Source organism: Pseudomonas sp. D3 (genome assembly GCF_029320995.1).
GTDB classification, from domain to species: Bacteria; Pseudomonadota; Gammaproteobacteria; order Pseudomonadales; family Pseudomonadaceae; genus Aquipseudomonas; species Aquipseudomonas paraveronii.
Window position 1 is genome coordinate 2,919,942 of record NZ_CP119772.1, and the last position, 25,602, is coordinate 2,945,543.

The following is a 25,602-nucleotide window of genomic DNA, read 5'->3' on the forward strand; positions in this document are numbered from 1 at the left end:
AACCTTGCAAGCCGTGAAGAGCTAATCACATGGCGAACCTTAAGGTCTTCTCATGCTCAGTAATGCGCGCTTAGATATCCAGACAAATTTTGCCGAAATGCTTGTTGGTTTCCTGATACTTGAACGCTTCGACAATCTCGCTCAAAGGGAAATGACGGTCAATAATCGGACGCATACCATTAGCATTGATGGCTCGGATCATGTCTTGCTGCTGGCTGCGGCTGCCCACCAGTACACCCTGCAGACGCACTTGCTTGATCAGTGCGGGTACAAAATTCATTGCACCGCTTACTCCACTCAGTATCCCGATGATGGAGATGTGACCAGCAACCCGAGTTGCAATCATCGATTGCTCAAGAGTCGCAGGGCCGCCGACTTCTATGATGTGATCAACACCACGGCCGCCCGTTAGAGCGCGTGCAGTTTCACCCCAGTTAAGGTCTTTGCGGTAATTGATCACATGATCAGCGCCTAGCCCTTTCAGACGTTCAAGTTTTTCGTCGCTTGAAGAAGTAGCAATGACGGTAGCACCCGCCATTTTAGCGAACTGCAGAGCGAAAATTGAAACGCCACCAGTGCCTTGGACGAGCACAGTGTCGCCCGGCTTGAGTGAGTCATCGGCCATCAGGGCGCGCCATGCAGTAAGGCCTGCAGTGGTGAGCGTCGACGCTTCAGCATGGCTGTATCCGGTAGGCGCGAGGGTGAACGATGTGGCTTTGGCCGTCACTTGCTCACGAGCGTAGCCGTCAATGCCATCACCTGGCACGCTAACAAAGCCCTCAACCAGTGGCGCACCGTTGATCCACTCAGGGAAGAATGTGCTAACAACCGAGTCACCCACCTTAAATTCAGTGACATCTTCGCCGACAGCAATGACTTCACCTGCACCATCGGCCATGGGGATGCGTTTTTCGCTAGGCCCCCACATACCGCTGACCACCGCGAAGTCGTGGTAGTTGAGCGAGTTGGCGTGAAGGCGCACGGTGATTTCGCCGCGCGCTGCGGCCCGGACTTCGCTACTGCCAACCACAACCTTTTCATAACCGCCACCGGGTTGGACGAAGATAGTTTTAGTGCTCATAGGGGATTCCTTGCGTTTTCTAATTACGCGAAATAACGAAATGAAATGTTAGAAATTATAGTTCGATTGTCAGTCTAGCCGCAAAATCAGCAATCGCCTGCTCGTTGCGCCGATAGTAAGTCCATTTTCCGATGCGGGTGGTTAGCACGAAGCCTGCACGTTGCAAGATAGCTAAGTGTGCAGACGCGGTCGAAGGTGAAAGGCCGGCCTTGTGCTGCAAATGGGTTACGCACACTCCTATTGCAGGATCGTCATGATCCTGAGGTGGGAAATTACTGAGTGGGTCTTTGAGCCACTCCATCATTTGCATGCGAGTGTCATTGCCCAAGGCTTTGAGCTGTTCGAGTATCATGGTGGGCGATGTTACGGGTTTTTGCAAAATGTTCAATAAATAATCTATATGGCCAGCGGATTTACTGCTGAGTAGCTCGCCTCCAGCAGTCTTTGGTCGACGTACATAGCCCAATCATCATCTGTCAGCGGATAGACTGCCGCTGAAAGTACCTCGGCGCGCTTCTCAATGAGCAGGCGCTCCGGATCGCGAGCGACTTTATAGGCTCTGCCTGATACACGTCGAGTTACTGAGTTGGACGGACGCTTAGCCCGATTTAGCCTAAGGACGTTACTTGCAACGCTAAAGATTACTCAAGCGCTTCTGGATCTACTGGAATCGACGAGGGGATTTGCCATGAAGGTTTTTTGCCATCCTGACTGTCGAAAATGCGACGTGCCTTGCGGAAATCCTCGGCATTTTCGACTACCCACGTCCAGATAGGGGACATACGGATCAACAGCCCCATGCCCAGCGGCGTCAGTTCGTACTCGACGCGGGGCGGAATTTCACCGAATTCCCGCCGAATCAGTAGGCCATCACGCTCCATGGAGCGTAGCGTCTTCGTCAACATTCGCTGAGTCACACCAGCCATCTGCCTTTTTATCTCGGCATGGCGCATCTTACCGTACACACCCAAGGCATGCAGGATGCCCAATGACCAGCGGCTGCCTGCGTGAGCGAGGACTTCCCGCCTGACTCCATCATCATCTTCTCTAAGCGTTTGGCAGATAGCTTCTGCTTGGCTAAGAGTTTCATGATCGGTCATTTCTCCCCCCTGGTATCACACGTGTGCCTTCTTACGAGCGCTGCTGAATCGTGCAAGCATTCGCTTATCTTACAGGCAACCGGTCTCAGGAGAAATCATGACCAAAGTGACCCCGCTTTCCCCACAATCAATTCTCGTTCTAGGCGCCGGTGAACTTGGCCTTCCGGTTTTACGCAATCTTGCGCAGGTGGCAAAGCGTATACCCGGCTCCACAATCAGCGTCCTGCTCAGGGATTCGACCATCAACACTCAGGTGCCTGAGAAAAAGGTAGAAATCGATGAGCTCCGTAGTCTGGGCATTCAAATGGTCGCCGCAGACCTAGTGAATGATTCAATCGATCAGCTTGCTGAAGTGTTCGCACGGTTCGATACGGTAATAGGCTGCGCAGGCATGGTCGCGGGTCGAGAAACCCCGATGAAGTTGGCGACAGCAGCTCTCAAGTCCGGCGTGAAGCGCTACTTCCCATGGCAGTTTGGCGTCGATTTTGAGGTGATCGGTCGGGGCAGTCCCCAGGATCTATTCGATGCTCAGCTCGATGTGCGCGAGTTGCTTCGTGCCCAAAACAAAACTGAATGGGTAATCATCTCGACGGGTATGTTCACCAGTTTCCTTTTCGAGCCTGTATTTGAGGTAGTGGACTTCGAAAACGACGCAGTGAACGCCCTAGGCAGTCTTGAAAACAGCGTGACGCTCACGACACCAGACGACATCGGTACTCTGACAGCGGAAGTCGTTTTCTTTGAACCTCGATTCCGCAATCAAATCGTCTACCTTTCTGGCGACACTGTGACGTATGGGCAGGTTGCGAGCATCCTTGAACGTGTTCTGGGACGCCCATTCAAACGTAACGTGTGGACTGTTCCGTACCTAATCCAGGAATTGGAGAAAGACCCGACTCATCACATCAAAAAGTACCGCGCTGTGTTCGCACAAGGTCGAGGCGTGGCGTGGCCTAAAGCTGTCACTTTCAACGAGCAGCAGTCGATTCAAGTCACCACCGCTGAGCAGTGGGCTCGGAAATACCTTACAGACAATTGAACGCAAAAGCAGGTAGCCGAACGTTCTCGCGCCCATGATTTACCTGCTCAGAAGCACCTTGGCCCGATAGTGGGTGCTATGCGAAGGCGTTAACGTTCGGGGGGAGTCCCCAACCGGTTATTCTCAGCAAAGTGGGGCGTGCACAAAAATGCCGCCCATGCGATGAGGGGCGGCCTTGTCTCTTTGTCTGGTAGACGCTCAATTCCCTCTGTAGGTAGAGAAACCGTAGGGGCTGAGCAGTAATGGGATGTGGTAGTGCGCAAGGGTGCCGTCTACCTCAAAAATGACCGGTACCTCCGGAAAGAAACTTGAGATTTTGTGAGCGTTGAACCACTCACCGGTTTTGAAGGTGACACGGTAGGTGCCTTTTTCCAGGGCTTGACCATTGGGGTACAGCCCGGGAATACGACCTTGCTCGTTTGTCGCTGCGCTGTTGAGCATGTTCCAGCTCTTGCCGTCCTGTTTTTCCAACGTGACATTGACACCCGGAGACGGCAAACCATCTTGTAAGTTGAGTACATGCACACTGAGCGGGTTTCCTGCCGCTAATGCCAGTGACGATACGACACTCAATACAACGCCAGCGAAGAGAGCTTTTAATACAGTCATGATGATGTCCTTAGTTTTTAACGGCAGGTAAAATTTTGTTGATAGCGACTAATGCGCACCCTTCATCGAATGCTGCCCCACCTGCACCGGCCACTCCGATAGCGCCAATGACTTGGCCTTCAAACAACAGCGGCACTCCGCCGCCCAGCAGCAATAGCTCATTCAGGGTGTTGAGGTTTTCAGCATCGGGTGTACTGCGAGCACGCTCTGCCAATAGTCGTGTTGGCGTCTTGGTCGATAGGGCGGTATAGGCCTTACGTTGGGCTGCTAATGTGTTGTGTGGGCCAACGTTATCGTCGCGCTGCAGGGCGACTAAATTGCCTCCACGGTCGACAATTGCAGCAACACTTGTACGGCCATCGGCATGACACGCTGCCCGCGCGGCATTTAGCAAGTCATTGGCCATTGCCAATGACACGTCGTTGCGCTGCACAACTTGATCCGGTGATGCGACGGCGAGCGCGGAGCTCATTGCGAGTGACGTCAGCAATGAAGTCGGTAGGCTTATACGCATGCTTTTTCCTTTATTTTGTCTGGCTGAGTCATAGCCACACATGATGACCGGTGCACTCCGTCAGAATGATTGCCTCATGATTACCAAGATGTAATGTGCCAAAACGGTCAGGCGCGCTAGCCTATGCTCCAGTTTTGGAGGAAAAGATGCGTATCCTGGTCGTCGAAGATGAAACGAAAACAGCGGATTACCTCCACAAAGCCCTGACTGAATCGGGCTACGTGGTTGAGGTTGCCTTGGATGGCCTGGAGGGCCAGTACCTGGCGCAGGAAAGTGAGTTCGACTTGATCATTCTGGACGTCATGCTGCCGGGCCTGGACGGATGGCAATTGCTTCAGATTATTCGGCGCAAGTGGCAAACGCCGGTGCTTTTTCTTACCGCCAGGGACTCTGTGGAGGATCGGGTCAAAGGGCTTGAGTCAGGGGCCGATGATTACCTGGTCAAACCTTTTTCCTATGCCGAGTTGTTGGCCCGTGTACGTACCCTGCTGCGCAGGGGGCCTCCCCGTGAGGTCGAGCAGTTCTTGGTTGCAGACCTGAGCGTGGATCTGTTGCGGCGTAAGGTCACGCGTCAGGGTGAACGCCTGACCCTGACCAACAAGGAGTTTGCCCTGTTGCACCTGTTAGTCAGTCGGGAAGGGGAGGTGCTGTCGCGCTCCTCGATTGCTTCGCAGATCTGGCAGATGAACTTTGACAGTGATACCAATGTGGTCGATGTCGCCATTCGGCGACTGCGCGCCAAGGTTGACGATCCTTACCCACTAAAGTTGATACACACAGTACGTGGCATCGGCTACATGCTTGAGGTGCAATCCTGAAACTGTTTCCGCGTGCCCTGAGCTTGCGCCTGGCGGTTATGTTCGCGCTGGTCAGTGCGCTGCTGCTGGGCTCCATTGGTTTTTATCTTTATCAGTCGTTACAGCGAGAAATCGCGTGGCGCGATGACCAGGCCCTACTCGGGCGCCTGGATCGCATGCAGGCGTTGATCAACGACAGTGACAGCATCGAGCAACTACGAAATCGGCCCAAACTTTACGAAAACATGCTGGGCAATCGCGACAACCTGCTGTGGATTGTCGATGACACTGGCCAGGTGCTGATCGAAATCAACCCCGTAAGCATGCGCTTGCCCCAGTTACCTGCCGCAGCCCAGGCTCAGCTCGGTGACGGCCACTCTTCAGTGTCAGTGCGGCTTGCTTGGCAGCATGTCATGCAGGGTGATCGCGGCTTGACCCTGATTGCTGGCAAGTTGTTGAGTGAGCGCGAGCAGATGCTCAGGGCTTACCGACTCAAGCTCTGGCTCGCGATGTCAGTCGGCGCCCTGCTGGCTTTTGTGCTCGGCTGGTGGGTCAGTCAGCGAGGCTTACGACCTGTGCGCCTGCTGGCGAAGCGCGCTGCCGCAATTGATGTACACCATCTGCATCTGCGGCTGGATGAGTTCAACGATCTGAGTGAACTACAAGCGCTCAGCCAGGCGCTAAATAACATGCTTGCACGCCTTGAAGAGGGGTTCGCCCAGCTATCACGATTCTCAGAGGATCTCGCCCATGAGATGCGTACCCCGCTCACTAACCTGATGGGGCATACCCAGCAATCCCTGAGGCATGGTCGTTCAATCGAGGACTATCAGAACCTGCTGGTTTCCAATCAGGAAGAATATGAGCGTCTAGCGCGAATGATCGACAGCATGCTGTTCCTCGCGCGTACCGAGCAGTCGCATGCATCTGTAAGTGATGAGCTCATCAACCTGCACGATCTAGTAGAGCAACTGTGTGAGTATTTTGAAGGCGTGGCGCAAGAACGCGATGTCACGCTAATCAATCAAGCCCATGATCAGTTGCGTGCTGATCCGGCCTTGATCCGTCGAGCATTGGCTAACCTGCTCGCCAACGCACTGCGTTATGGGGCTCCCGCTACGGCAGTGACTATTAGCAGTGTGGTGTTGGCGGACAGTATTGAAGTTACTGTGCACAACCAAGGCCAGCCGATTTCAGCGGAACACCTTCCTCGACTGTTTGATCGCTTCTACCGTTGCGACCCCTCACGCAATCAGCCGGATGATTCCGGTGGCCTGGGGTTAGCAATCGTTCGCTCAATTCTGCAGCTGCATGGCGGTCGAGTGACCGTAGATAGCAGTCAATTAGGAACTAGCTTTCGCTTGGAGTTTCCTATTCGAAACGTTTGAATAGTTTTCCTTAAATGACTGCGCCGGCTTACCCAATCTAATCCGCCCTCACGCACTGACTGACTGCAAAATTACTCAAATTGTGGCAGCGAGCAGGGGCATTGCCTAAAAGCTATAGTGCCCACCCAATCCGTCATGCCAACTTGACTCAGTTAAAGGATGTCTTGGGGGCTGACCGCTGCAAACCGAAGTGTCTGGTTGGGGCCTGCTTTCGTTGACAGCTTTTCTAGTGTTTGGAAGCTTCATGATTGCGCGTGGCCCTCGATGGGCCGCTGGATTTATGGTGGGCTATTTCGCTTTTTTGCCTGATGCTGGTGATCCCGACGATTCCATTCAGTCCCCATACGTTGGCTTATGCGCGGGGTATCGCGTTTCCGCTCCTGGGGTTGCTTCTGTTCAATACTCCCCGCCATCGAGAGATGCGGCAGTAGCTTAGCGAGATTCGAGCCCAGAGGGCGGTCGTGGTCGCGTTCTACGAAAAACACTCAAAGTAACGCAAACTCAATGCTTGCAGGGCAAGGTAGTAATCGCACCCACGCAAACGCGTGGGCGCGAGCCGTTATCGCTGCCTACCGCTCAATCGACCGACTCCACCGCGCATTCCACTCCGGCCGCGCCTGGTTCACCTGGTCCCAATCAATCGAAATCGCCGTCTGCAAATAACCCTGCATCGCCTCCACCCGCGCGCGGGTCTTGTCGCTGGTCGGCGTGGTCGGGTTCGACGGGATCTGGTCACCTTCCTCCAGCGCCGGCGCCTGGGCTTCGGCGGTGAGCAGGAAGGCCGCGAGTTTCTGCGCCAGTTCCGGTTGATCGTTACGCGCGATCACGCATTCGGCGACGTTCAACACCACGGCGCCTTCCTTGGGTTGCGCGTATTCCATCGGCACGCCGAGCAGTTTCTGCGTGGCGACCTGGGTCGGGGTGAGGGGGAAGATCGCGGCTTCGTCGGTTTGCACCATCTCGGAAATTTTCGCCGAGCTGGCGATGTATTCCAGTACGTTGGGGCCGACGGTTTTTGGCCAGGCCTTGAAGCCTGGGTCTACGTTGGTCTCAGAGCCGCCCTGGATACGGTTGAACATCAGGAAACCGTGCAGGCCGAAGGTGGAGGAGGCCAGGGACTGGAATACCACTTTGTCCTTGAAGCGCGGGTCGGCCAGGTCCATCCACGAGGTCGGTGCGGCCCAGCCTTTCTCTTTGAACATCCTGGCGTTGTAGCCCAGGCCGGTGACGCCGAGGGTCACGGCCACGGCTTCGTCCTTGATTTTCGCCTTGGCCGGGATCTGCTCCAGGGGCGGGCTGGGCGCCAGTTTTTCGCACAGGCCCATGGAGATGGCGCGGTACATGATGCCGTCGTCGAGGAACATCACGTGCATCTGCGGGTTGTCTTTGTTGGCCTGGACCTTGGCGAGGATGTCCGACGAAGTGCCGGGCACGATCACCACCTTGACGTTATTGGCCTTCTCGAACGCGGGCAGCACCTTGTCGGCGTAGACCCGTTCCATGGTGCCGCCGTTCATGCCCAGGTACAGCGTCGGCGCCGCCTGGGCGGTGGAGGCGAGCAGAGCGAGGGACAAGCAGGACAGCGCAATACGAGTATTCATGGATGTTTTTCCTCTCAGGCTTGGAAACGACGGATGGAAAACGCTTCGATGGGTTGCCGGCTGGCCCCTGTGCAGACGATCTCTGCCAGGGCTTCGCCGACCGCGGGACCGAGCTGGAACCCGGCGCCGGCAAAGCCGAAACCGTGGAGCAGGCCAGGTTGGGTGCTGCTGGGGCCGATCACCGGTTCATGATCGGGTAGGTAACCTTCGGTGCCGCTCCAGGTGCGAATCGCCTGGGCCCCCTTGAGAAACGGGTACAGCTCACCGGCATTGCGCAGGATCTCCAGCACCGCCGCGTGCCCGGGCCGCGCCTGCCGGGGGCCAAGGGCAAAACCGCGACCGCCGCCGAGGATGCAATTGCCCCGGGCCACCTGGCGCGCATAAATTCCGCCGCCTTCGACGCCGGTGCTGACGTTCATCACTATGGGCAGCGGCTCGGTGACCAGCATTGCCGGGTGCGCAGACGTCATGGGGACGGGCTCGCCGAATTGCGCAGCGACTGTCCCTGCCCAGGCGCCGGCGCAGTTCAGCAGCCATGGCGCCTGCAGGTGCAGGCCGTTGGCGCAGTCCACCTGGAACCGCTGGCTGTCATGTTCGATGCGGATCACCTCGGCTTGTTCGTAGACACTCGCGCCAAGGCGTTGCGCGGCACGGGCGAAGGCGGGGGATACCAGGCGCGGGTTGGCATGGCCGTCTTCGGGGCATAACGAAGCACCCACTGCGATATCCCCGACCCACGGAAAACGTGCGCGCAGTTCGGCGTGATCGAGCAACTGCAAGCCCAGGCCAAAGCCCCGCGTGTGTTCGGCATACGCCTGCAACGCGGCAAAATCCGCATGACTGCGCGCCAGTTTCAAATGCCCGGAGCGCACGTATTCGCCGTCGATACCGATCAAACCGGGCAGGTCGTCCCATAACTGATGGGCGCGCTGCGACAACGGCAACTGATGCAACGGGCGTCCCTGGCGCCGCACGCCGCCATAGTTCACGCCACTCGAGTGCGAGCCGCAGAAGTCCCGTTCCACCAAGGCCACACGCTGACCTTTGTGCGCCAGCATCAAGGCCGCCGACGCACCGACAATCCCGCCGCCCAGGACGATGACGTCGATCATGGCTGCACCTGCACGCCAAACGGCAGCGGCTTGATCGGGGCCTGGCCGCGCAAACGCCCGACGTTTTCAATCGCGCGACCACTGCGCTCGGCGACGATTTCTGCCGCCGCCAACCCGCACATGCGGCCCTGGCAGCGGCCCATGCCGACCCGGCAATGGGCCTTGACCCGATTGATTTCCCAATGCCCTTCATCCACCACGGTGCGTATATCGCCCACCCTGACTTCTTCACAGCGACACAGCATCAAGTCGTCCGGCGCCTGCGCCGCCCAGTCTTGCGGGAAGGGAAACGCAGTCTCCAAGCCCTGGCGAAAGCGCTGGATACGCGCCAATTGCCGCTCAAGCAGGGCGGGGCGCCGATGATCGATCGCGACCCCCGCATCCTCCAGCACCGCCAGCGCCGCCCGCTCACCGGCCATCTGCGCGGCATCGGCCCCCATGATCCCTGCACCGTCGCCCGCCAGGTACACACCGTCGACGCTGCTGCGCCCGGCGCGGTCCCGTTGCGGCAGCCACGCACGGTTCAAGGCATTCCAGGCAAATTCACAACCGAGCAGGTCCGCCAACTGCGTCTCGCTGCGCAGCGCATGGGCGAAGGCCACGGCGTCGCAGGCCAGGGTGTGCTTGCGCCAACGTAGGCCGCTGACCCGTTGTTCACCGTCGATCTGCTGCAGCGTCACGCCCTGATGCACGGGAACGCCATGGGCGGTGAGCCATGCGCGGTAATACAAGCCCTTGGCCAAGGTCGCCGGTTGCCCGAGCAGCGCCGGCAAGGCGCGGCATTGGGCGCTTAACGGCGCGCTGTCGAGCACGGCGACCACCTTGGCGCCGGCCTTGGCGTATTGATACGCCACCAGGTACAGCAACGGCCCGCTGCCACAAAACGCCACGCGTTCGCCGATGGCGCAACCTTGGTACTTCAAGGCGATTTGCGCCGCGCCTAGGCTGTAGACACCGGGCAAGGTCCAGCCCGGCACCGGCAGGATACGGTCGGTGGCGCCCGTGGCGACGATGATCCGCGAATACTCGACGCTTGCTGCGTGACCGTTGTTCAACAGGTCCAGGCGCCCGTCCTCGGCATTCCACACCAGGGTTTCGGGCCGGTAGTCGATCAGGCGCGCCAGTTCATCCAGGGTGCGATGCACGGCCTCGGCCTTGTTCGCCTCAAATCCGTATATCTGCTTGGCGGTCCGTTGGAAGCCCGGGGGTTGGCGGCGATAGATCTGCCCGCCGCCGCGCAGGCTTTCGTCCACCAGGCAAGGCGTTACGCCGTGGTCGAGCAGGGTGCGCGCCGCACTGATCCCCGCCGGGCCTGCGCCCACAATCACCACCGGCTTCATAACTGGCGCCCCGGGTCGCGGCTGATCGCCTGGCCTTCTTCCAGCAGGGTCGAACAGGCGCGCACGCGTTGTCCGTCCGCCAGGCGCACCCAGCAGTCCTGGCAGGCGCCCATCAAGCAAAACCCGGCGCGGCGTTCGGCACTGAAATCGCTGCCGCGCAGGTGCTCGGCGCACGTCAGTACCGCGGTCAGCAGGGTGTCGCCGAGCAAGCCTGTGGCCGGTTGCCCGTCGAGGGTAAACGCCAGGGCCGGGCGTGCGGTTTCGGTCAATCGTTTGAACAAGGCCATCAGTGTTTCCCCACCAGCACACGATCCAGGCCGTAGACCCGGTCGAGCACAATCATGGCCGCCGCCGTGAGGGCAATCACCAGTGCCGACACTGCCGCCATCATCGGGTCGATGGATTCGGTGGCGTACACGTACATGCGCACCGGCAAGGTTTGCGTGGCCGGCGAGCTGACGAAGATCGACAAGGTCACTTCGTCGAAACTGTTGATGAAGGCCAACAACCAGCCGCCGGCCACGCCGGGCAGGATCATCGGCAACGTCACCAGACGAAACAGCGTGAAGCGTCCGGCGCCGAGGGATTCGGCTGCCTGCTCGGCGCTGCGATCAACCCCGATCGCTGCCGCCAATACCAGGCGCAGCACATAGGGCGTGATGATCACCACGTGCGCCAGCATCAGCCAGGTGAAGCTGCCGTTGACGCCCATCAAGGCGAACAACCGCAGCATCGCCACTCCCAACACCAGGTGCGGGATGATGATCGGCGACAGGAACAACGCACTGAAGAAGTTGCGCCCAGGGAACGCATAACGGCTGATCGCCAGCGCCGCCGGCACTGCAATCAGCGTCGCCAGGGTCGCGGCGGTGAATGCCAGGATCAGGCTGTTATAGAACGCCTGGATAAAGTCGGCACGCTCGAACACCGCACGAAACCAGCGCAGGGAGAAGCCTGAAGTGGGCAGGCTCAAGGTGTTTTCCGGGGTGAAGGCCACCAGGCACACCACCACCAGCGGCGCCATCATGAACACCACCACCAGGCCGTGGAAGCCAAGGGCCAAAGGACCGTTTCTGGACATGCGCTTAAACCCCCAGGGACTTTTTGTAGCGGCCTTCGACCATGCGGTTCCAGCTCAGCATGATCAGCAGATTGACCAACAGCAGCACCACCGCGATGGTCGCGCCCATGGGCCAGTTGAGTTCCGAGAGGTACTGGTCGTACACCACGGTGGCGACCATTTTCAGGCGCCGCCCGCCGAGCAGGCCGGGGATCGCAAAGGAGCTGGCGGCCAGGCCGAACACGATCAGGGTGCCGGACAGCACGCCCGGCATCACCTGGGGCAACACGATCTTGCGCATCACCGTGGCCTGGCTCGCGCCCAGCGACAAAGCCGCCTGTTCGGCCGATGGGTCGAGCTTTTGCAGGGAGGTCCACACCGGAATGATCATGAACGGCAGCATCACGTGCACCAGCGCAATGATCACCGCGAACGGCGTGTACAACAGCTTCACCGGGCGCCCGCCCAGTGCCTGGATCACCTGGTTGACCAGCCCGTCGGCGCCGAGCAACAGGCTCCAGCCGAACGCTCGCACCACCACCGAAATCAACAGCGGCGTGAGGATCAGGATCAGGAAAATCGAGCGCCACGGCGTGCCCATGCGGCTGAGGATATAGGCCTCGGGCACGCCGATCGCGACGCAGAGCAGCGTCACCAACGCGCTGATCCAGAAGGTGCGCCAGAAGATTTCGTAGAAGTACGCATCGCTGAACAACGACAGATAATGAGCGAAGGTCCACTCATCGGCCTTAACCCCCACTTGGTAATCGAACACGTTGAACGACAGCACCAGGGTCAGGCTCAGCGGCAGAATCAGCAGCCCGGCGAATAGCAGCAACGCCGGCAGCGAGAGTAAATAACCGCGACTCATGGGTGCACCTCATCCGCCGTCAGCACCCGCAGCAAGTCGGCTTGCCAGTCCAGGCCCACTGCCGCACCGCGACCCAGCGGCGCGCTGCCGTCGTTGCTGCGCACCACGGTGATTTCGCCCAACGCGGTATGGACCCGGTACAGCCACTGGCTGCCGAAGAAGTAGCGGTCGAGCACCTGGCCCCGCAGGCGACCTTCGCTGGCGTCCACCAGTTGGATTTTTTCCGGGCGCAGGCTCAAGACCAGCTCGCCGTCGCCGCCGGCGTGGCGCACTTGCGGGATACCGAGTGCGTCATAGTCGCCGGCCAGCAGGTTAGCCTTGCCGACGAAGTCCGATACAAAGCGCGTCCGTGGGTGTTCATACAGCGTGTACGGCACGTCGATCTGGGTCACGCGCCCGGCCTGCATCACCACCACACGGTCGCTGATGGACAGCGCCTCGGCCTGGTCGTGAGTGACCATCAGGGTGGTGATGCCCACCGCGCACTGGATGCGACGGATTTCAAACTGCATCTCTTCGCGCAGGTTGGCGTCGAGGTTGGACAGCGGTTCATCCAGCAGCAACACCGGCGGCTCGATCACCAGCGCGCGCGCCAGGGCCACGCGTTGGCGCTGGCCACCAGACAACTCGCGGGGGTAACGGTCGGCGTGGGGAGCCAGGCGCACCAGCTCCAGCACGGTCTTGACCTTGGCGGCGATCTCGGCGGCCGGTACTTTGCGCATCTTCAGGCCGAAGGCGACGTTGTCGCGCACGCTCATGTGCGGGAACAGCGCATAGCTTTGGAACACCACCCCCAGGCCACGGCTGGCGGGCTTGGCGTGGGTGATATCGCGACCGTCGAGGAGGATTTGCCCAGCGCTCACGTCGACGAAGCCGGCGATCATTTGCAGGGTGGTGGTCTTGCCACAGCCCGAGGGGCCGAGCAGGGAAACGAACTCGCCTTTTTCCACCGCAAGGTCAGTGGCGACCACCGCGTCGACGGCGCCGTAGCGTTTGCTCAAGGCGTTGAGTTGGAGAAATGCCATGTCTGCGTTCCACCTTTTTTGAGTCGCGTCGAAACGCGCTTTTTTGTTTTGGGCAGATGCGAAAAGGGTGTTGCGGGTGCGTTGGCGCTCGATCTTGAGTCGGCTGCCGGTTGTTGTTCATTTCGCCCCTGTGGACGCAGATTAGGACGAAGACTAGGATGGACGGAAGACAGAATTTCACTGAATGGAGTAGTTTTTTCAGTTTTATTCACTGACAAGAATTATTAATGAGATTGCTCGTTATGAATTCCACTGAGCGGAATGAAAATACCAAGGAGGTGGGCGCGGGCGGCGTGTCTCGCCTGTTCGCATTGCTGCGTACCTTGGGGGGCGTGCCCGACGGTGGCGAACGCGTGACCCAGCTCGCACAACAGGTCGGCCTGTCCCAACCCACCACCCACCGCCTGCTGCGCAGCCTGATCGACGAAGGCATGGTCGAGCAGGACGCGCGCAGCAAACGCTATCGCCTGAGCCTGGAGTTCTTCGCCCTGGCGGCGAACGCGGGCAAGACCGGCAACCTGCGCGACCTGGTCAGGCCGAGCATGCTTCGCCTCAGTGCGTCACTGGGCGATTCATTGTTTTTGCTGGCGCGCAGCGGCTTTGACGCGATCTGCCTGGACCGCAGCGAAGGCCCGTACCCGATTCGTACTTTTACCGGTGATATCGGCGGGCGCGTGGCATTGGGCGTGGGGCAGGGCAGCCTGGCGATCCTGGCCTTTTTGCCGGAGGAAGAGCGCGAGACGGTGATCCGCTACAACTTGCCCAGGCTCAAGGATTTTCACCTGTATGACGAGGTGCTGTTGCGTTCGGAAGTGGAGAACGTGCGCCATCTGGGCTATGCGGCGCGCAATACCGGCGTGCTGGAAGGCATGGCGGGATTGGCGGTGCCGATCCTGAACCGCGACGGCCATGCGGTGGCAGCATTGAGCGTGGCGACCATCAGCGACCGGTTGGGACCGAGTCGCTTGCCGATGGTGGTGGAGTTGCTCAAGCGCGAAGCGGCGGCGATTGGGCCGCGGATCAATCCGTTTGATCCGACGCTGCGCCGGCCCTCACAGACCTTTGGTGGGTAGGTCATGGTTGGTTTGCGACGTTGTACAGCTGTCGTCACGGCAGCGACGGCTGCCATCAGGATGCGGCAGCCATGCCAGATAGGGGCGCCAGCGACAAAAAAGGCGATAGCCAATGTTAAGCAGCGGCCTGGCTAACCGCCAGGATAGCGGTGCGGCCCAGATACCGAGACCCACTGCGCGCCAACTCCAGAGCGTAGCGTCCAGCCCCTTTACCCATGTTCCATCGTCGAACCTGGCGTGGAGTGATGACTCCATCTGCTCAAGCGTGAATCCCAGCGATTCTGCGTCGAACGCATCAACGATTGCTCATCTGATTGTCGGGTGAGCACTTAAGTGAATGGCATGTTTTGGTGTTGCGGAGTTCGCTAGATGACTTGGCCGGACGCATACACTTCTTACGTTTTACTTATGTGCCGGGCGCTTTATTGTCTAAAAAACGCTGCCTTTTCATCTGGTACATTTCATTGTCCGAGTAGGTAAGCAGTGTGTCTGCATCCTTCCCGTCCTCGGGATAATAGGCCGCGCCGATACTGCACGACGGCATCTTGAGTGTGCCGAATTCAGGCGGTAGTGGCGCGGCCATGACGGTGTGAATCTGTTCTAACTTCTTGGTAATGGCGTCTCTCGAATGGATATCTGTCAACAGCACTGTAAATTCATCGCCGCCCATTCGGGCCACGGTGTCCGTCGCACGCGTGCAGTTTTCTAAACGTCGGGCAATCATGCAGAGAATACGATCCCCCACTGCGTGGCCATGAACATCATTGATACTCTTGAAGTCATTGATATCCAGAAATAGCAAAGCCAACTGACTATTGTGACGGTGCGCCACGTGCAGGGCAGATTTCAGTCGGTCACTGAAAATCGACCGGTTGGTTAATTTTGTCAGCGGATCATGATGGGCGAGGAAACGTAATTCCTCCTCGGCTTTAGCTAACGCCGTCACGTTGCGCGCGACTCCAATCCTTGCACCCACCTCTTCCGACCAGAATGCAGCCCACAGGATGTACACGACTCCTCCATCCTTACGGATGTAACGGTTGCGAAAATCGAAGTGAGATTGACCATTCATGACGCGGGTAATCGAGGCCCGTGTGGCCGTCAGGTCTTCGGGATGCATATAGCGACTGATAGGGGTGCCGTTCAGCTCGTCAGAACGGTAACCCAGTAGTGCCTCACAGGCATCGCTCACAAAAACGATGTGGTCGTTTCTATCAACCACAAATACCGTATCCAGCATCAGATGGATAAGTTTGGGGTAGAGCGCTTGTAGATCAACGGCCATAAGTCGTGGGGATCTGATTCATTGAGCTCGATCATATCTCGATCGAGAGGCCGGGCGGCGAGTAATCTTGCAGGCATTAGGTAGGCATGGGAACGCGTATGCCAGGTGAGCCTGCCGGCCGCCATATTTTGGCAAGTCATTTTTCACACACTTTAGTCGGGTAGGCCCGTCGGGCAGTCTTCCAGCGCCCTATAACAAGGGTTTGCGCTAGGACAAACGTCATTTTGAAAATTCCCCACATAAAAAGCATGGAAACGGTTCACCGGATGAGCTATCGTTTTTGTTGATATCGTATTGCCACTATTCAAATAAAGGCTGATGCCATTTGCAGGAGTGCTCTTAGGGAAACTCTGAAAAAGACTTCCAACTCTGGTGAAATACGCCTGTCCCACGAACTGAACGGTTGAGCCCCGATGAAGCAAATGTCTTTCGCTGATGCCGAGTACGCAGGCAAACGTAAGCAGACCCGCCGCGAGCGTTTCCTGATTGAGATGGATCAGGTTGTGCCCTGGAAAGGTCTGATTGCGTTGATCGAGCCGTACTATCCGAAGGGCGAAGGCGGTCGTCCGGCGTATCCGTTGATGGCCATGCTTCGGGTTCATCTGATGCAAAACTGGTTCGGCTACAGCGACCCGGCGATGGAAGAGTCCCTCTACGAAACCACGATTCTGCGCCAGTTTGCCGGGCTGCATTTGGATCGGATTCCGGATGAAACCACGATCCTCAACTTCCGCCGGCTGTTGGAAAAGCATGAGCTGGCCGGTGGTATTTTGCAGGTCATCAACGGCTATTTGTGTGATCGTGGTTTGCTGCTGCGCCAAGGTACAGTGGTCGATGCGACGATCATTCATGCACCCAGTTCGACCAAGAACGAGGACGGTAAACGCGACCCTGAAATGCACCAGACCAAGAAAGGAAATCAGTACTTTTTTGGGATGAAATCGCACATCGGTGTCGATGCGGAATCCGGTTTGGTGCATAGCGTAGTGGGCACGGCGGCGAATGTGGCGGACGTGACCCAGGTCGACCAGTTGCTGCATGGCGAGGAAACTTACGTCTCTGGCGATGCCGGTTACACCGGTGTAGAAAAGCGTCCCGAGCATCAGGATCGCGAGATGATCTGGTCGATTGCCGCGCGCCCAAGCAGCTATAAGAAGCATGCAAAAAAGAGCCTGATCGGTCGTGTGCGCCGCAAAATCGAATACGCGAAAGCACAAGTACGAGCCAAGGTTGAGCATCCATTCCGGGTAATCAAGCGCCAGTTTGGTTATACGAAAGTCCGCTTCCGAGGCTTGGTTAAAAACACTGCGCAGCAGACCACACTGTTTGCCTTGTCGAACCTGTGGATGATGCGAAAACGGCTGTTGAATGCAGGCGAGGTGCGCCTGTGATGCGGACAATGAGCCTTGAAAAGGTGCTATCTCGCAAAAAAACGCGAACTGAGAGGAGGAAAGGCCTGATTTCCGAGCAAGTCGGCGTTTTTTGAACCTAAAACAGCGAGGCCGTTAAAAACGGCTGCTTACTTCAGACCTTCCTTAGTGAATGAAAGGGCTTCTCAAATAGGCTTGCGCCATTGGATTTGGCGGGCATTTATGCACAGTGCATTAATCCCGTTGGTCTTGGTGGAGACGATTCTGATTACTTGTTACTTGCTGACCAATCAGGCGATCCGTGTATCCCAGATCGATTATTTGGAACGCAGTGCAATTGAAAGCCTCGGCGCAACCGTCGACCAGCACACCAGAATCATTCAGGATCAATTAACCCACATCGCTGATGTCACTCAGCTATTTGCGGATATGACGGCTAACGCACTTCGTGCCGCCTCAACACCCTTGAGTGAAACATTAAGTACCTCGGTTGATGGGGCTCTGTTCAGTGGAAAAGACCTGGGAGGGGCCGCGTCGTTCTACTCGGCGGTCACACCGGTTGCGCAACAGAACCTGAGTAAAGTGCAGAAGTTATCCAGTCTCGACCCATTGATGCGTGCGATAAACGATCATGAGTCGATGGTGGCCAGTGTTTATTTCAATGCATGGGACAGTTATAACCGGATTTATCCGTGGATTCGTGCAGATGAACAATATCCGCATGATATGCAGATACCCAGTTATAACTTTTATTATCTGGCCGATGCCGAACATAACCCGCAGCGCGGGGTTCGCTGGACTGACGTCTACCTCGATCCGGCAGGTCATGGCTTGATGATGTCTGCCATCGCGCCTGTTTATGAACGCAACTTTCTCGAAGGCGTGGTCGGGCTGGATATCACCGTGGGCCAGTTGCTCAAAGAAATTTCCACGCTTAAGGTGCCGTGGGGCGGGTACTTGATGCTCGTCGGCGCGGATATGAAGATCATGGTGTTACCGCCCGAAGCTGAACATGATTTTGATAAAAACGATTGGGGGCGTTGGGGATCGAACGCCTCGAATGAGGCTGAGTTTAACCCTACGGGTCAAGATTTAACCGACGCAGTGAACCCCCGGGAGTTGCTCGCCGCTGTCGCCCTGCATGGCCGTGGCAACGCCGAAGTCGTGCTCAACGGGCGCACGCACTTTGTTGCGTGGGCCGAAGTAAAACCCGCGGGTTGGCGATTGCTGGCGGTCGTTGATGAAGAGAACGTCATGGCGGCCACGAACAGCCTGGCGCGTCATTACCGCAACATCGGCTATTTGATGATTGCCGGCCTGGTGATGTTTTACCTCGCGTTCTTCAGTTACATGTGGATTCGTGCGCGTAAATTGAGCCATAGCCTGCGGCGGCCGATCCGCGATATCAGAGACATGCTGCAGCAAATTGGTAACGGCCAGTTGCTCCCTCAGCGTGCACGATCGACCATTCGCGAGCTGGATGAGATGGCGGGCAACGTGCTTTCAATGGGCGCTCAACTGTCATCCAGTGAAGCACGGCGCAACGCGGCTCAGAATCGCCTCAACCTGGTCGTTGAAAGCATCACCGCCGGGCTCTGGGAATACCGCCTGGATACTGACTGCCTGTCGTTGAGCGAAGCGTTCTGCAAGCGTTTTGGCGTACCGGCGTCTCAACTGGAGCGCGTCCGTTTTTACGATCACGTTGACGCCGAGGATGTGCAGGCCCTTGATCGGGCACTTAGCGCGTTGCGGGCAGGCACGGCGTCGGTGATCGACCTGGAGTTACGTTTATTGCGGCCCGATGGCTCGCCGATCTGGTTTCTGTGTCGTGGCCGCCTGATCGAGTCCCCCGACACGCGCATGCGTTTGTCCGCGGGTACGTTCGTCGATATCGACACGCTTAAACAGGTTGAAGAGGATTTGCGCCGGCGCACCCTTGAAGCGCAAGGGGCGAGCAAGGCGAAGTCGCGTTTTATCTCCAGCATGAGCCACGAGTTACGCACACCGCTGAATTCGATTCATGGATTTGCCCAGTTATTGCGCCTGCAAGTGGCCGATGGGCAGGAGGAGGCCAAATCCCTTGATGAGATCCTGGGCGCCAGCCAACACCTGGCCCACCTGGTCGACGATTTGCTCGATTGGTCGAGCCTGCAGGCTAAAGCGCCTCGCGTGCAGATGCGTGTCCTGGAGGTCAACGGACTGATGCGCGAATGTGCCGAAATGGTCCGTTCCCAGGCCAAGGCTGCGGGTCTTGACCTTGAGTTGCAGTCGACGAACCCGACGCTGAGTGTCCTGGCCGATGCGAGGCGCCTGCGCCAGATCCTGCTGAATCTGCTGTCCAACGCCATCAAGTACAACCGCCCTCACGGTCGTTTGTTCGTGGGGGCTGAACTCCACAATGGGCGCGTGAGGGTGTTTGTCGAAGACGGCGGCGCCGGTATTTCCCCGGCCTTGCAAGGCGCGCTGTTCGAACCGTTCCAGCGTTTGGGCCAGGAAAATACCGCGATCCAAGGCGCCGGTATCGGCCTTGCGTTGTGCCGAGAACTCGCTACGTTGATGAATGGCAGCATGGGGCTCGTCAGCGAAACCGGCGTTGGCAGTCGCTTTTGGGTCGATCTGCCCCAAGGCGTTACGGCACCCAAGGTCCGCAAGCGTTTGCCGTCGCTGTGTTTCGTGGGGCAGGACGACGAGACGCTGCGCTGTCTTGACGACACGTTGAGGGGCATAGTGGAACTGCGCCACGGTATGCTTTCGGAATGCCTGGAGCAGGTACGGCACGACACGGCGCCGGACGTCATGCTGATTGACTGTGACTTACTGGGAGATGACTTGATCGATGCGTTGTCTCGGTTACGACGTTTGCCAGGCGGCGATCAAATCCCGCTTATTTTGCTGTGTACATCACCCCGCATGCTCGCGACGCTGGGGTGCGAATTTCAAGCAGTGCTAAAACAACCGCTGGAGCCCAATGAACTACGCGAACTCATACACGCGATGATGCAAGTGGAGACACCGAATGTTCAGTGATATCCCTGCCGATACCCGCATCGTGATTATCGATGATGTGGCTGCGAACCTGCGCTTGCTGCACTCCAGCTTGAAAGCCTTCGGTTTGCGCCACGTTGTGAGTTTTGCCGACTCGGCCAGCGGTCTGGTTTGGCTCAAGGAGCAACCCTGGGATTTGCTGCTATTGGATCTGGATATGCCGGCACCTGATGGGTTTGAGATTTTGCGCCAACTCAGCGAGCGCGATCGTTCAAGGTCTCCGGTGATTATCTTGACGGCATTGAGCGAGCCGCAGAACCGCCGTCTCGGCCTTGAACTGGGGGCCAACGATTATCTGCTCAAACCCTTGGATTTGCCCGAGCTGCTATTACGCATACGCAACGCCCTGCGTTTGTCTCACGCAACCCGCCAACTGCAAGACCTGAACCACGCGCTGGAGCAAAGAGTGCACGAGCGCACCTTTCAGTTAGAGGACAGCTATTGCGCAATGCTCAGGGCATTGAGTCGCGCGGCCTGCTACCGCGATGACGAAACGGGCGCCCATGTATTGCGCATTGGCGAAACCGCCGCCGTGATGGCCAAGGCAATCGGTATGCCGCAGCCGTGGTGCGACCTTATTCGCTTGGCGGCGCCGATGCATGACTTGGGCAAAATTGGCATTCCTGATCGGATCTTGCATAAGGACGGCCCATTAACGGCGCAGGAACGCCAGCAGATGATGGACCATCCGCGCATAGGGCATGCAATTCTGCAGGACGCTCACGCCACGGAGCTGAGCGATATGGCTGCGGACATTGCCTATGGTCACCATGAAAAATGGGACGGCAGCGGCTATCCGCAAGGGCTTGCCGGTAAGGACATTCCGCTTTCGGCAAGGATTGTTGCGCTGTGTGATGTCTATGATGCGTTACGTATGGAGCGGCCCTACAAGCGTGCCTGGAGCCCTGAACGGGCGCAGGCCTATATTCTTGAACAGTCGGGCATGCATTTTGATCCGGAACTGGTGACGGTGATGTGCCGTTGTTTTGGCCAGGTGGAAAAACTCATTGAGGATGATGCCGAACAGGCTGGCGCGCACACGCAACGACCCTCCAAAGCGGGCGCGGGCCAGCCCCCAGATTAAAGGGTCGCCAGCATGGGCGCCCGGCTCGGGCTCATCGCCGCCAATGCCACCGACGTCGCCGCCGTGCGCGTCTCCACTCCCAGCTTCACGTACACATGTTCCAGGTGCTTGTTCACCGTCCTTGGGCTCAACCCCAAGATATCGCCGATATCCCGATTGGTCTTGCCGCACGCTACCCAGCGCAGCACCTCGACCTCGCGCTCGGTCAACTGAAACCGCGCCGACAACAGCTTGTGCGCCGGCTCATCCTCCAGGGTCAACACACTCGGCTGCGTCGCCGCCCGCGCGGACAGCAGGATGCGCGAGGTGCGCAAATGCGCCGCCACCCGCGCCAAGACTTCATCGGTCTGGATCGGCTTGGTCACATAGTCGCTGCCGCCCACCTCGAAACCGCGCACCACATGCTTGGTGTCGGTCAGCCCGGTCATGAACACCACCGGGATATCCGCACTGGCCGGTAGCGCCTTGAGCCGGCGGCAGGTTTCGAAACCGTCCAGGCCCGGCATCATTGCGTCCAGCAGGATCAGGTCCGGGCGCCGGCGTTGCACGCGGTTCAGCGCGCTGAGCCCGTCGAGGGCCACCAGCACCATGTAGCCAGCATCGTCGAGGGCGTCGGAGAGCATGGCCAGGTTGTCCGGGGTATCGTCGACGATCAGTACCACGCCGGGTTCGGTGCTACGGGTGAGTACATTCATCTTCGGCCTCCTTGAGGGTTCGGTTTAGTTCATCCAGGCGAAAACCCTTGAGCAATCCGCGCACTTTGGTGATGAACGGTGCGGCGTCCGGGCGGTGTTCGAGGATCGTGTCGAGCTTTTCGTGCAGGCCCCGCACATAGCCGATTGCGCTGAGTCCGGCGAGCGCGGCGAGGTCATCGGCGCTCGGCAGCACGCTGGGCGGTGGTGGCGCGACGAAGGTTTTGGTGCGCCGCAGCCATTGCAGGCCGAGGTGTTGTTGCAGGCGTCCGAGCAGTTCCGGGGTGCGCACCGGCTTGGCCAGGTAGTCGTTGCAGGCGGCGGCGATGCTGCGTTCGCGGTCGTCGGTAAAGGCGTTGGCCGAGATCACGATGATCGGCGCAGTGGACAGCGCATTGCGCCGGATCAACCGGCTGGTTTCCAGGCCATCCAGGGTCGGCATCGACAGGTCCATCAGGATCAGGTCCGGCGCCAGCAGTGCGACCTGGCGAATCGCATCCTGGCCATTACTCGCCTGGATCACCTCAAAGCCCAACGGCGTGAGCATGCCGCTGAGCACCTTGCGGTGGTCCACATGGTCGTCCACCACCAGAATCCGTCGGCGTGCGCCCTGGTAGCCGATGATGTCGTGTTCCACATGCACCACCGCCTGCGGCGCGCGCACCTGGGACAGGAACAAGCGCACCTGGAAGCAGGTGCCCTTGTCCAGCTCGCTGGTGACGCGCAACTCGCCGCCCATCAGCGAGGTGAGCATGCGCGTGATGGTCAGTCCCAGGCCGACGCCCTTGTCCTGGCGCATCAGGTCGCCGCGCTCGAAGGGCTGGAAGATTCGCTCGATCTGCCCGGGGTCGATGCCGATGCCGGTGTCGATGATTTCAAAGTTGGCGGTCTCGCGCATGTAGCTGACCCGCAAGCACACCTCGCCGCTGTCGGTGAAGTTCACCGCGTTGCCGAGCAGGTTGATCAGGATCTGGCGCACGCGTTTTTCATCACCGCGCACCACCGCCGGGATCTTGCCGACGCAATCCAGGCGAAAGCGCAGGCCCTTGTCCTGGGCCTGGGGCGTGAACATCTGCTCCAGGTCGTGGATCAGTTCGGGGAAGGGGATTTCGGTGAGTTCCAGGCGCAACTTGCCGGCCTCGATCTTGGCCACGTCGAGCAGGCCGTCGATCAGCGACAGCAGGTGCGAGCCGCTGCGCAGGATGGTCGCCAGCGCGTCCTGGTGCTGCTCGGGCATGGCGCTGTCGCGCTGCAGAATCTGGGTGAAACCGAGGATGCTGTTCAGCGGTGTGCGCAGTTCATGGGACAGCCCGGTGACGTAGCGGCTCTTGGCGGCGTTGGCGGCTTCGGAGGCTTCCTTGGCCTGTTGCAGGGCCTGGTCCGTGAGGCTGTGGGCGTCGATTTCCTGCATCAACAGCAGAGTCTGGCGGTCGGATTCTTGCTGGGCCACGCGGCGGCTTTCACGCGTCAGCACCACCCACCAGGCGAGCACGGCGGCCAGCACCGACAGGGTGAGGAAGGCTTTGAAGAACGCTTGGTACAGGGTTTGCGAATGCGGCAAACCCTGGGCCGCCTGTACGTAGATCAGGGCCAGGGCGCCGGCGAGCAGCAGCACCAGGACCAGTAACAGCCCCAGGTAATGGGCCAGCCGCGTATGCAGGCGTGGCATCAGGCTGTGGGGCAGCAACCGGCGCAGTACGCCTTCGAACTGGCTGACCAGCCGCGCATGGGGTTTGCAACGGTCGCCGCAACGCGCATCCAACGAACAACACAACGAGCAAATGGGCGTGCTGTAGGCTGGGCAGAACGCCATGTCCGCCGTCTCGAACGGGTTGCTGCACAGCCCGCAGACCGCATGGGTGGCGGGTGCCACCGGGTGAATCAGTTGTGCGTCGCTGGTGCGCGCGATGTAGTACTTGCCCTGGGTCAGCCAGGCCAGCAGCGGCGCCATCACCAGCGCCGTGCCGAGCGCGACAAAGGGCGGCGCGGCCTGGGCCAGGGCGCCAAACAGGCCGAAGTGGGCGAGGATCGACAGCAACGACGCAATCAGCATCGAGCCGACGCCCACCGGATTGATGTCGTAGAGGTGCGCGCGTTTGAACTCGATGTGTTTGGGCGACAGGCCCAGGGGCTTGTTGATCACCAGGTCGGCCACCAACGTGCCAATCCAGGCAATCGCAATATTGGCGTACAGCCCCAGCACCTGGTCGATCACATCGAACACGCCCAGCTCCATCAGCATCAACGCAATGGCCACGTTGAATACCAGCCACACCACGCGCCCGGGGTGGCTATGGGTGACGCGGGCGAAGAAGTTCGACCAGGCCAGGGAGCCGGCATAGGCGTTGGTCAGGTTGATTTTCATCTGTGAGATGAACACAAACAGCACCATGGCGCCGAGGGCCCATTCCGGCGAGCTGAACACATAGTGGAAGGCGACCAGGTACATCTGGGTCGGTTCGGCGGCGCGCTCCATGGGGATTTCATGTTGCAGGGCAAGGAACGCCAGGAACGCGCCGCCAAACATCTTCAACGCGCCGGGGATAATCCAGCCCGGGCCGGAGCAGAGCAGGGCGGCCCACCAGCGCTTGCGGTTGGCGGCGGTCTTTTCCGGGAGAAAGCGCAGGTAGTCCACTTGCTCGCCGATCTGTGTCACCAGCGACAGCGCCACGGTACAGGCGGCGCAGAACGCCAGCAGGTTGAAACCGCCGCCGTCGCCGCTGCGTCCGACGAAGCTGGTCCAGTCGCTGAAGGCGTCAGGGTTTTTCCACCACACAAAACCATAGGGCAGCACCAGCAACAGCAGCCACAGCGGTTGGGTCCACAGTTGCAGGCGACTGATCAGCGTGACGCCGTAGGCCACCAGCGGAATCACCAACAGTGAGCAGATCACATAGGCGAAAGCCAGCGGGATATGGAAATACAACTCCAGCGCCAACGCCATGATCGCCGCTTCCAGGGCGAAGAACAGGAAGGTGAAGCTGGCGTAGATCAGCGAAGTGATGGTCGAGCCGATATAGCCAAAGCCGGCGCCGCGGGTCAGCAAGTCCATGTCCACGCCATAGCGGGCGGCGTAATAGCTGATGGGCAGGCCGGTAAGAAAGATCACCAGGCTGATGGCCAGGATCGCCCAAAAGGTATTGGTGAAGCCGTAACTGAGCACCAACACGCCGCCAATCGCCTCCAGCGCCAGGAACGACACCGCACCCAGGGCCGTGTTGGCGATGCGCAGCTCCGACCATTTGCGAAAGGATTTTGGGGTGTAGCGCAGGGCGTAGTCTTCCATGGTCTCGTCGGCGACCCAGGAGTTGTAGTCGCGGCGGATCTTGACGATGCGCTGGGTGCCAGAGGTGGGGTGCACGGTGGGGTGCTCCGGAAAGAGGGCCAGGTTAAATGAGCAAGTTCCATGCCCTCGAGTGCGCTGAGATCCAAATGTGGGAGGGGGCTTGCTCCCGATGGCGGTGTGTCAGTCAACGGATGCGCAACTGACCCACCGCCATCGGGAGCAAGCCCCCT

23 protein-coding genes and 1 pseudogene are annotated in these 25,602 nt (G+C 58.9%); 8 read left to right on the forward strand and 16 right to left on the reverse strand.

Annotated elements, in window-relative coordinates; genetic code table 11:
* Positions 1-70: 70 nt before the first annotated feature.
* The 3 genes from P3S72_RS13530 to P3S72_RS13540 all read right to left on the reverse strand — a co-directional run bounded on the left by P3S72_RS13530 (position 71) and on the right by P3S72_RS13540 (position 2,181).
* A complete protein-coding gene (locus tag P3S72_RS13530; RefSeq protein ID WP_247397586.1) occupies positions 71-1,081 on the reverse strand; it encodes an NAD(P)-dependent alcohol dehydrogenase in 1,011 nt (336 codons plus the stop codon).
* A gap of 55 nt (positions 1,082-1,136) precedes the next feature.
* Positions 1,137-1,433 carry a metalloregulator ArsR/SmtB family transcription factor gene (locus P3S72_RS13535; protein ID WP_247397610.1) on the reverse strand — a complete coding sequence of 99 codons (297 nt, stop codon included), beginning with the start codon at positions 1,431-1,433 and terminating at the stop codon, positions 1,137-1,139.
* Between the two features lie 289 nt (positions 1,434-1,722).
* Positions 1,723-2,181: a helix-turn-helix domain-containing protein gene (locus P3S72_RS13540; RefSeq protein WP_247397588.1), complete on the reverse strand. Its 459-nt coding sequence runs from the start codon at positions 2,179-2,181 to the stop codon at positions 1,723-1,725.
* 97 nt (positions 2,182-2,278) lie between these two features.
* Here P3S72_RS13540 and P3S72_RS13545 point away from each other — a divergent pair, with 97 nt between their 5' ends.
* The gene (locus P3S72_RS13545; RefSeq protein WP_247397591.1) at positions 2,279-3,220 is read left to right on the forward strand and encodes an aromatic alcohol reductase; all 942 of its coding nucleotides are present in this window, start codon (positions 2,279-2,281) and stop codon (positions 3,218-3,220) included.
* 198 nt (positions 3,221-3,418) lie between these two features.
* On the opposite strand, the gene uraH is transcribed toward P3S72_RS13545, so the two are convergent.
* Together uraH and P3S72_RS13555 are read right to left on the reverse strand one after the other, a co-directional pair.
* A complete protein-coding gene (gene uraH, locus P3S72_RS13550) occupies positions 3,419-3,829 on the reverse strand; it encodes a hydroxyisourate hydrolase (protein WP_247397592.1) in 411 nt (136 codons plus the stop codon).
* A 10-nt stretch (positions 3,830-3,839) separates the two neighbouring features.
* Complete coding sequence (locus P3S72_RS13555) at positions 3,840-4,343, reverse strand: heme-binding protein (RefSeq protein ID WP_247397597.1); 504 nt, start codon at positions 4,341-4,343, stop codon at positions 3,840-3,842.
* A 146-nt stretch (positions 4,344-4,489) separates the two neighbouring features.
* Here P3S72_RS13555 and P3S72_RS13560 point away from each other — a divergent pair, with 146 nt between their 5' ends.
* The 3 genes and pseudogenes from P3S72_RS13560 to P3S72_RS13570 all read left to right on the forward strand — a co-directional run.
* A complete protein-coding gene (locus tag P3S72_RS13560) occupies positions 4,490-5,161 on the forward strand; it encodes a heavy metal response regulator transcription factor (protein ID WP_247397599.1) in 672 nt (223 codons plus the stop codon).
* Positions 5,158-6,528 carry a heavy metal sensor histidine kinase gene (locus tag P3S72_RS13565; protein ID WP_276197932.1) on the forward strand — a complete coding sequence of 457 codons (1,371 nt, stop codon included), beginning with the start codon at positions 5,158-5,160 and terminating at the stop codon, positions 6,526-6,528. Before P3S72_RS13560 ends, P3S72_RS13565 begins: the two co-directional genes overlap by 4 nt.
* Before the next feature lie 59 nt (positions 6,529-6,587).
* A pseudogene (locus tag P3S72_RS13570) lies at positions 6,588-6,698 on the forward strand (NAD synthetase); the annotation flags it as partial.
* Between the two features lie 399 nt (positions 6,699-7,097).
* On the opposite strand, the gene P3S72_RS13575 reads toward P3S72_RS13570, so the two are convergent.
* From P3S72_RS13575 to P3S72_RS13605, 7 genes are read right to left on the reverse strand one after another with little or no spacing between them, the layout of a single operon-like run.
* Positions 7,098-8,129, reverse strand: a complete 1,032-nt coding sequence (locus P3S72_RS13575) for an ABC transporter substrate-binding protein (RefSeq protein ID WP_276197722.1) — start codon at positions 8,127-8,129, stop codon at positions 7,098-7,100.
* 14 nt (positions 8,130-8,143) lie between these two features.
* The gene (locus P3S72_RS13580) at positions 8,144-9,241 is read right to left on the reverse strand and encodes an FAD-dependent oxidoreductase (RefSeq protein ID WP_276197723.1); all 1,098 of its coding nucleotides are present in this window, start codon (positions 9,239-9,241) and stop codon (positions 8,144-8,146) included.
* Positions 9,238-10,581 (reverse strand): FAD/NAD(P)-binding oxidoreductase, encoded by a 1,344-nt coding sequence (locus P3S72_RS13585; protein ID WP_276197724.1) that lies wholly within the window; start codon positions 10,579-10,581, stop codon positions 9,238-9,240. The genes P3S72_RS13580 and P3S72_RS13585 overlap by 4 nt, the downstream gene beginning before the upstream one ends.
* A complete protein-coding gene (locus P3S72_RS13590; protein ID WP_046383765.1) occupies positions 10,578-10,868 on the reverse strand; it encodes a (2Fe-2S)-binding protein in 291 nt (96 codons plus the stop codon). The genes P3S72_RS13585 and P3S72_RS13590 overlap by 4 nt, the downstream gene beginning before the upstream one ends.
* On the reverse strand, positions 10,868-11,662 hold the full coding sequence (locus tag P3S72_RS13595) for an ABC transporter permease (protein ID WP_276197725.1): 795 nt from the start codon (positions 11,660-11,662) through the stop codon (positions 10,868-10,870). Before P3S72_RS13595 ends, P3S72_RS13590 begins: the two co-directional genes overlap by 1 nt.
* Positions 11,663-11,666: 4 nt before the next feature.
* Positions 11,667-12,512: an ABC transporter permease gene (locus tag P3S72_RS13600; RefSeq protein WP_276197726.1), complete on the reverse strand. Its 846-nt coding sequence runs from the start codon at positions 12,510-12,512 to the stop codon at positions 11,667-11,669.
* Positions 12,509-13,537, reverse strand: coding sequence for an ABC transporter ATP-binding protein (locus P3S72_RS13605; RefSeq protein WP_276197727.1), 1,029 nt, complete (start codon positions 13,535-13,537; stop codon positions 12,509-12,511). Before P3S72_RS13605 ends, P3S72_RS13600 begins: the two co-directional genes overlap by 4 nt.
* 242 nt (positions 13,538-13,779) lie before the next feature.
* Between P3S72_RS13605 and P3S72_RS13610 the strand changes: the two genes are divergently transcribed.
* Positions 13,780-14,610 (forward strand): IclR family transcriptional regulator, encoded by an 831-nt coding sequence (locus tag P3S72_RS13610; RefSeq protein ID WP_247399775.1) that lies wholly within the window; start codon positions 13,780-13,782, stop codon positions 14,608-14,610.
* On the opposite strand, the gene P3S72_RS13615 is transcribed toward P3S72_RS13610, so the two are convergent.
* Together P3S72_RS13615 and P3S72_RS13620 are read right to left on the reverse strand one after the other, a co-directional pair.
* A complete protein-coding gene (locus P3S72_RS13615) occupies positions 14,590-14,913 on the reverse strand; it encodes a DCC1-like thiol-disulfide oxidoreductase family protein (protein ID WP_276197933.1) in 324 nt (107 codons plus the stop codon). The two genes, P3S72_RS13610 and P3S72_RS13615, sit on opposite strands and share 21 nt — an antisense overlap.
* A gap of 103 nt (positions 14,914-15,016) precedes the next feature.
* Positions 15,017-15,895, reverse strand: coding sequence for a GGDEF domain-containing protein (locus P3S72_RS13620; protein ID WP_247399785.1), 879 nt, complete (start codon positions 15,893-15,895; stop codon positions 15,017-15,019).
* A gap of 413 nt (positions 15,896-16,308) precedes the next feature.
* On the opposite strand from P3S72_RS13620, the gene P3S72_RS13625 reads away from it, so the two are divergent.
* The 3 genes from P3S72_RS13625 (at position 16,309) to P3S72_RS13635 (ending at position 21,394) form a co-directional block, all read left to right on the forward strand.
* On the forward strand, positions 16,309-17,286 hold the full coding sequence (locus P3S72_RS13625) for an IS5 family transposase (RefSeq protein WP_250690870.1): 978 nt from the start codon (positions 16,309-16,311) through the stop codon (positions 17,284-17,286).
* A 201-nt stretch (positions 17,287-17,487) separates the two neighbouring features.
* Entirely contained in the window at positions 17,488-20,292 is a 2,805-nt protein-coding gene (locus P3S72_RS13630; RefSeq protein ID WP_276197728.1) for an ATP-binding protein, read from the forward strand.
* Complete coding sequence (locus tag P3S72_RS13635; protein WP_247399789.1) at positions 20,282-21,394, forward strand: HD domain-containing phosphohydrolase; 1,113 nt, start codon at positions 20,282-20,284, stop codon at positions 21,392-21,394. The genes P3S72_RS13630 and P3S72_RS13635 overlap by 11 nt, the downstream gene beginning before the upstream one ends.
* On the opposite strand, the gene P3S72_RS13640 is transcribed toward P3S72_RS13635, so the two are convergent.
* Together P3S72_RS13640 and P3S72_RS13645 are read right to left on the reverse strand one after the other, a co-directional pair.
* Positions 21,391-22,089 (reverse strand): response regulator, encoded by a 699-nt coding sequence (locus P3S72_RS13640; RefSeq protein WP_276197729.1) that lies wholly within the window; start codon positions 22,087-22,089, stop codon positions 21,391-21,393. The genes P3S72_RS13635 and P3S72_RS13640 overlap by 4 nt on opposite strands.
* Positions 22,070-25,447, reverse strand: a complete 3,378-nt coding sequence (locus P3S72_RS13645) for an ATP-binding protein (protein WP_276197730.1) — start codon at positions 25,445-25,447, stop codon at positions 22,070-22,072. Before P3S72_RS13645 ends, P3S72_RS13640 begins: the two co-directional genes overlap by 20 nt.
* Between the last annotated feature and the right edge of the window lie 155 nt (positions 25,448-25,602).

What these genes read in the sequence shown, in the direction of transcription:
- P3S72_RS13625 (WP_250690870.1), top strand. Translation starts at nt 16,309, where the DNA reads ATGAAGCAAATGTCTTTCGCTGATGCCGAGTACGCAGGCAAACGTAAG.
- uraH (WP_247397592.1), bottom strand. Translation starts at nt 3,829, where the DNA reads ATGACTGTATTAAAAGCTCTCTTCGCTGGCGTTGTATTGAGTGTCGTA.
- P3S72_RS13630 (WP_276197728.1), top strand. Translation starts at nt 17,488, where the DNA reads ATGCACAGTGCATTAATCCCGTTGGTCTTGGTGGAGACGATTCTGATT.
- P3S72_RS13540 (WP_247397588.1), bottom strand. Translation starts at nt 2,181, where the DNA reads ATGACCGATCATGAAACTCTTAGCCAAGCAGAAGCTATCTGCCAAACG.
- P3S72_RS13530 (WP_247397586.1), bottom strand. Translation starts at nt 1,081, where the DNA reads ATGAGCACTAAAACTATCTTCGTCCAACCCGGTGGCGGTTATGAAAAG.
- P3S72_RS13635 (WP_247399789.1), top strand. Translation starts at nt 20,282, where the DNA reads ATGTTCAGTGATATCCCTGCCGATACCCGCATCGTGATTATCGATGAT.
- P3S72_RS13595 (WP_276197725.1), bottom strand. Translation starts at nt 11,662, where the DNA reads ATGTCCAGAAACGGTCCTTTGGCCCTTGGCTTCCACGGCCTGGTGGTG.
- P3S72_RS13535 (WP_247397610.1), bottom strand. Translation starts at nt 1,433, where the DNA reads ATGATACTCGAACAGCTCAAAGCCTTGGGCAATGACACTCGCATGCAA.
- P3S72_RS13605 (WP_276197727.1), bottom strand. Translation starts at nt 13,537, where the DNA reads ATGGCATTTCTCCAACTCAACGCCTTGAGCAAACGCTACGGCGCCGTC.
- P3S72_RS13640 (WP_276197729.1), bottom strand. Translation starts at nt 22,089, where the DNA reads ATGAATGTACTCACCCGTAGCACCGAACCCGGCGTGGTACTGATCGTC.
- P3S72_RS13610 (WP_247399775.1), top strand. Translation starts at nt 13,780, where the DNA reads ATGAATTCCACTGAGCGGAATGAAAATACCAAGGAGGTGGGCGCGGGC.
- P3S72_RS13580 (WP_276197723.1), bottom strand. Translation starts at nt 9,241, where the DNA reads ATGATCGACGTCATCGTCCTGGGCGGCGGGATTGTCGGTGCGTCGGCG.
- P3S72_RS13560 (WP_247397599.1), top strand. Translation starts at nt 4,490, where the DNA reads ATGCGTATCCTGGTCGTCGAAGATGAAACGAAAACAGCGGATTACCTC.
- P3S72_RS13545 (WP_247397591.1), top strand. Translation starts at nt 2,279, where the DNA reads ATGACCAAAGTGACCCCGCTTTCCCCACAATCAATTCTCGTTCTAGGC.
- P3S72_RS13585 (WP_276197724.1), bottom strand. Translation starts at nt 10,581, where the DNA reads ATGAAGCCGGTGGTGATTGTGGGCGCAGGCCCGGCGGGGATCAGTGCG.
- P3S72_RS13555 (WP_247397597.1), bottom strand. Translation starts at nt 4,343, where the DNA reads ATGCGTATAAGCCTACCGACTTCATTGCTGACGTCACTCGCAATGAGC.
- P3S72_RS13620 (WP_247399785.1), bottom strand. Translation starts at nt 15,895, where the DNA reads ATGGCCGTTGATCTACAAGCGCTCTACCCCAAACTTATCCATCTGATG.
- P3S72_RS13575 (WP_276197722.1), bottom strand. Translation starts at nt 8,129, where the DNA reads ATGAATACTCGTATTGCGCTGTCCTGCTTGTCCCTCGCTCTGCTCGCC.
- P3S72_RS13600 (WP_276197726.1), bottom strand. Translation starts at nt 12,512, where the DNA reads ATGAGTCGCGGTTATTTACTCTCGCTGCCGGCGTTGCTGCTATTCGCC.
- P3S72_RS13590 (WP_046383765.1), bottom strand. Translation starts at nt 10,868, where the DNA reads ATGGCCTTGTTCAAACGATTGACCGAAACCGCACGCCCGGCCCTGGCG.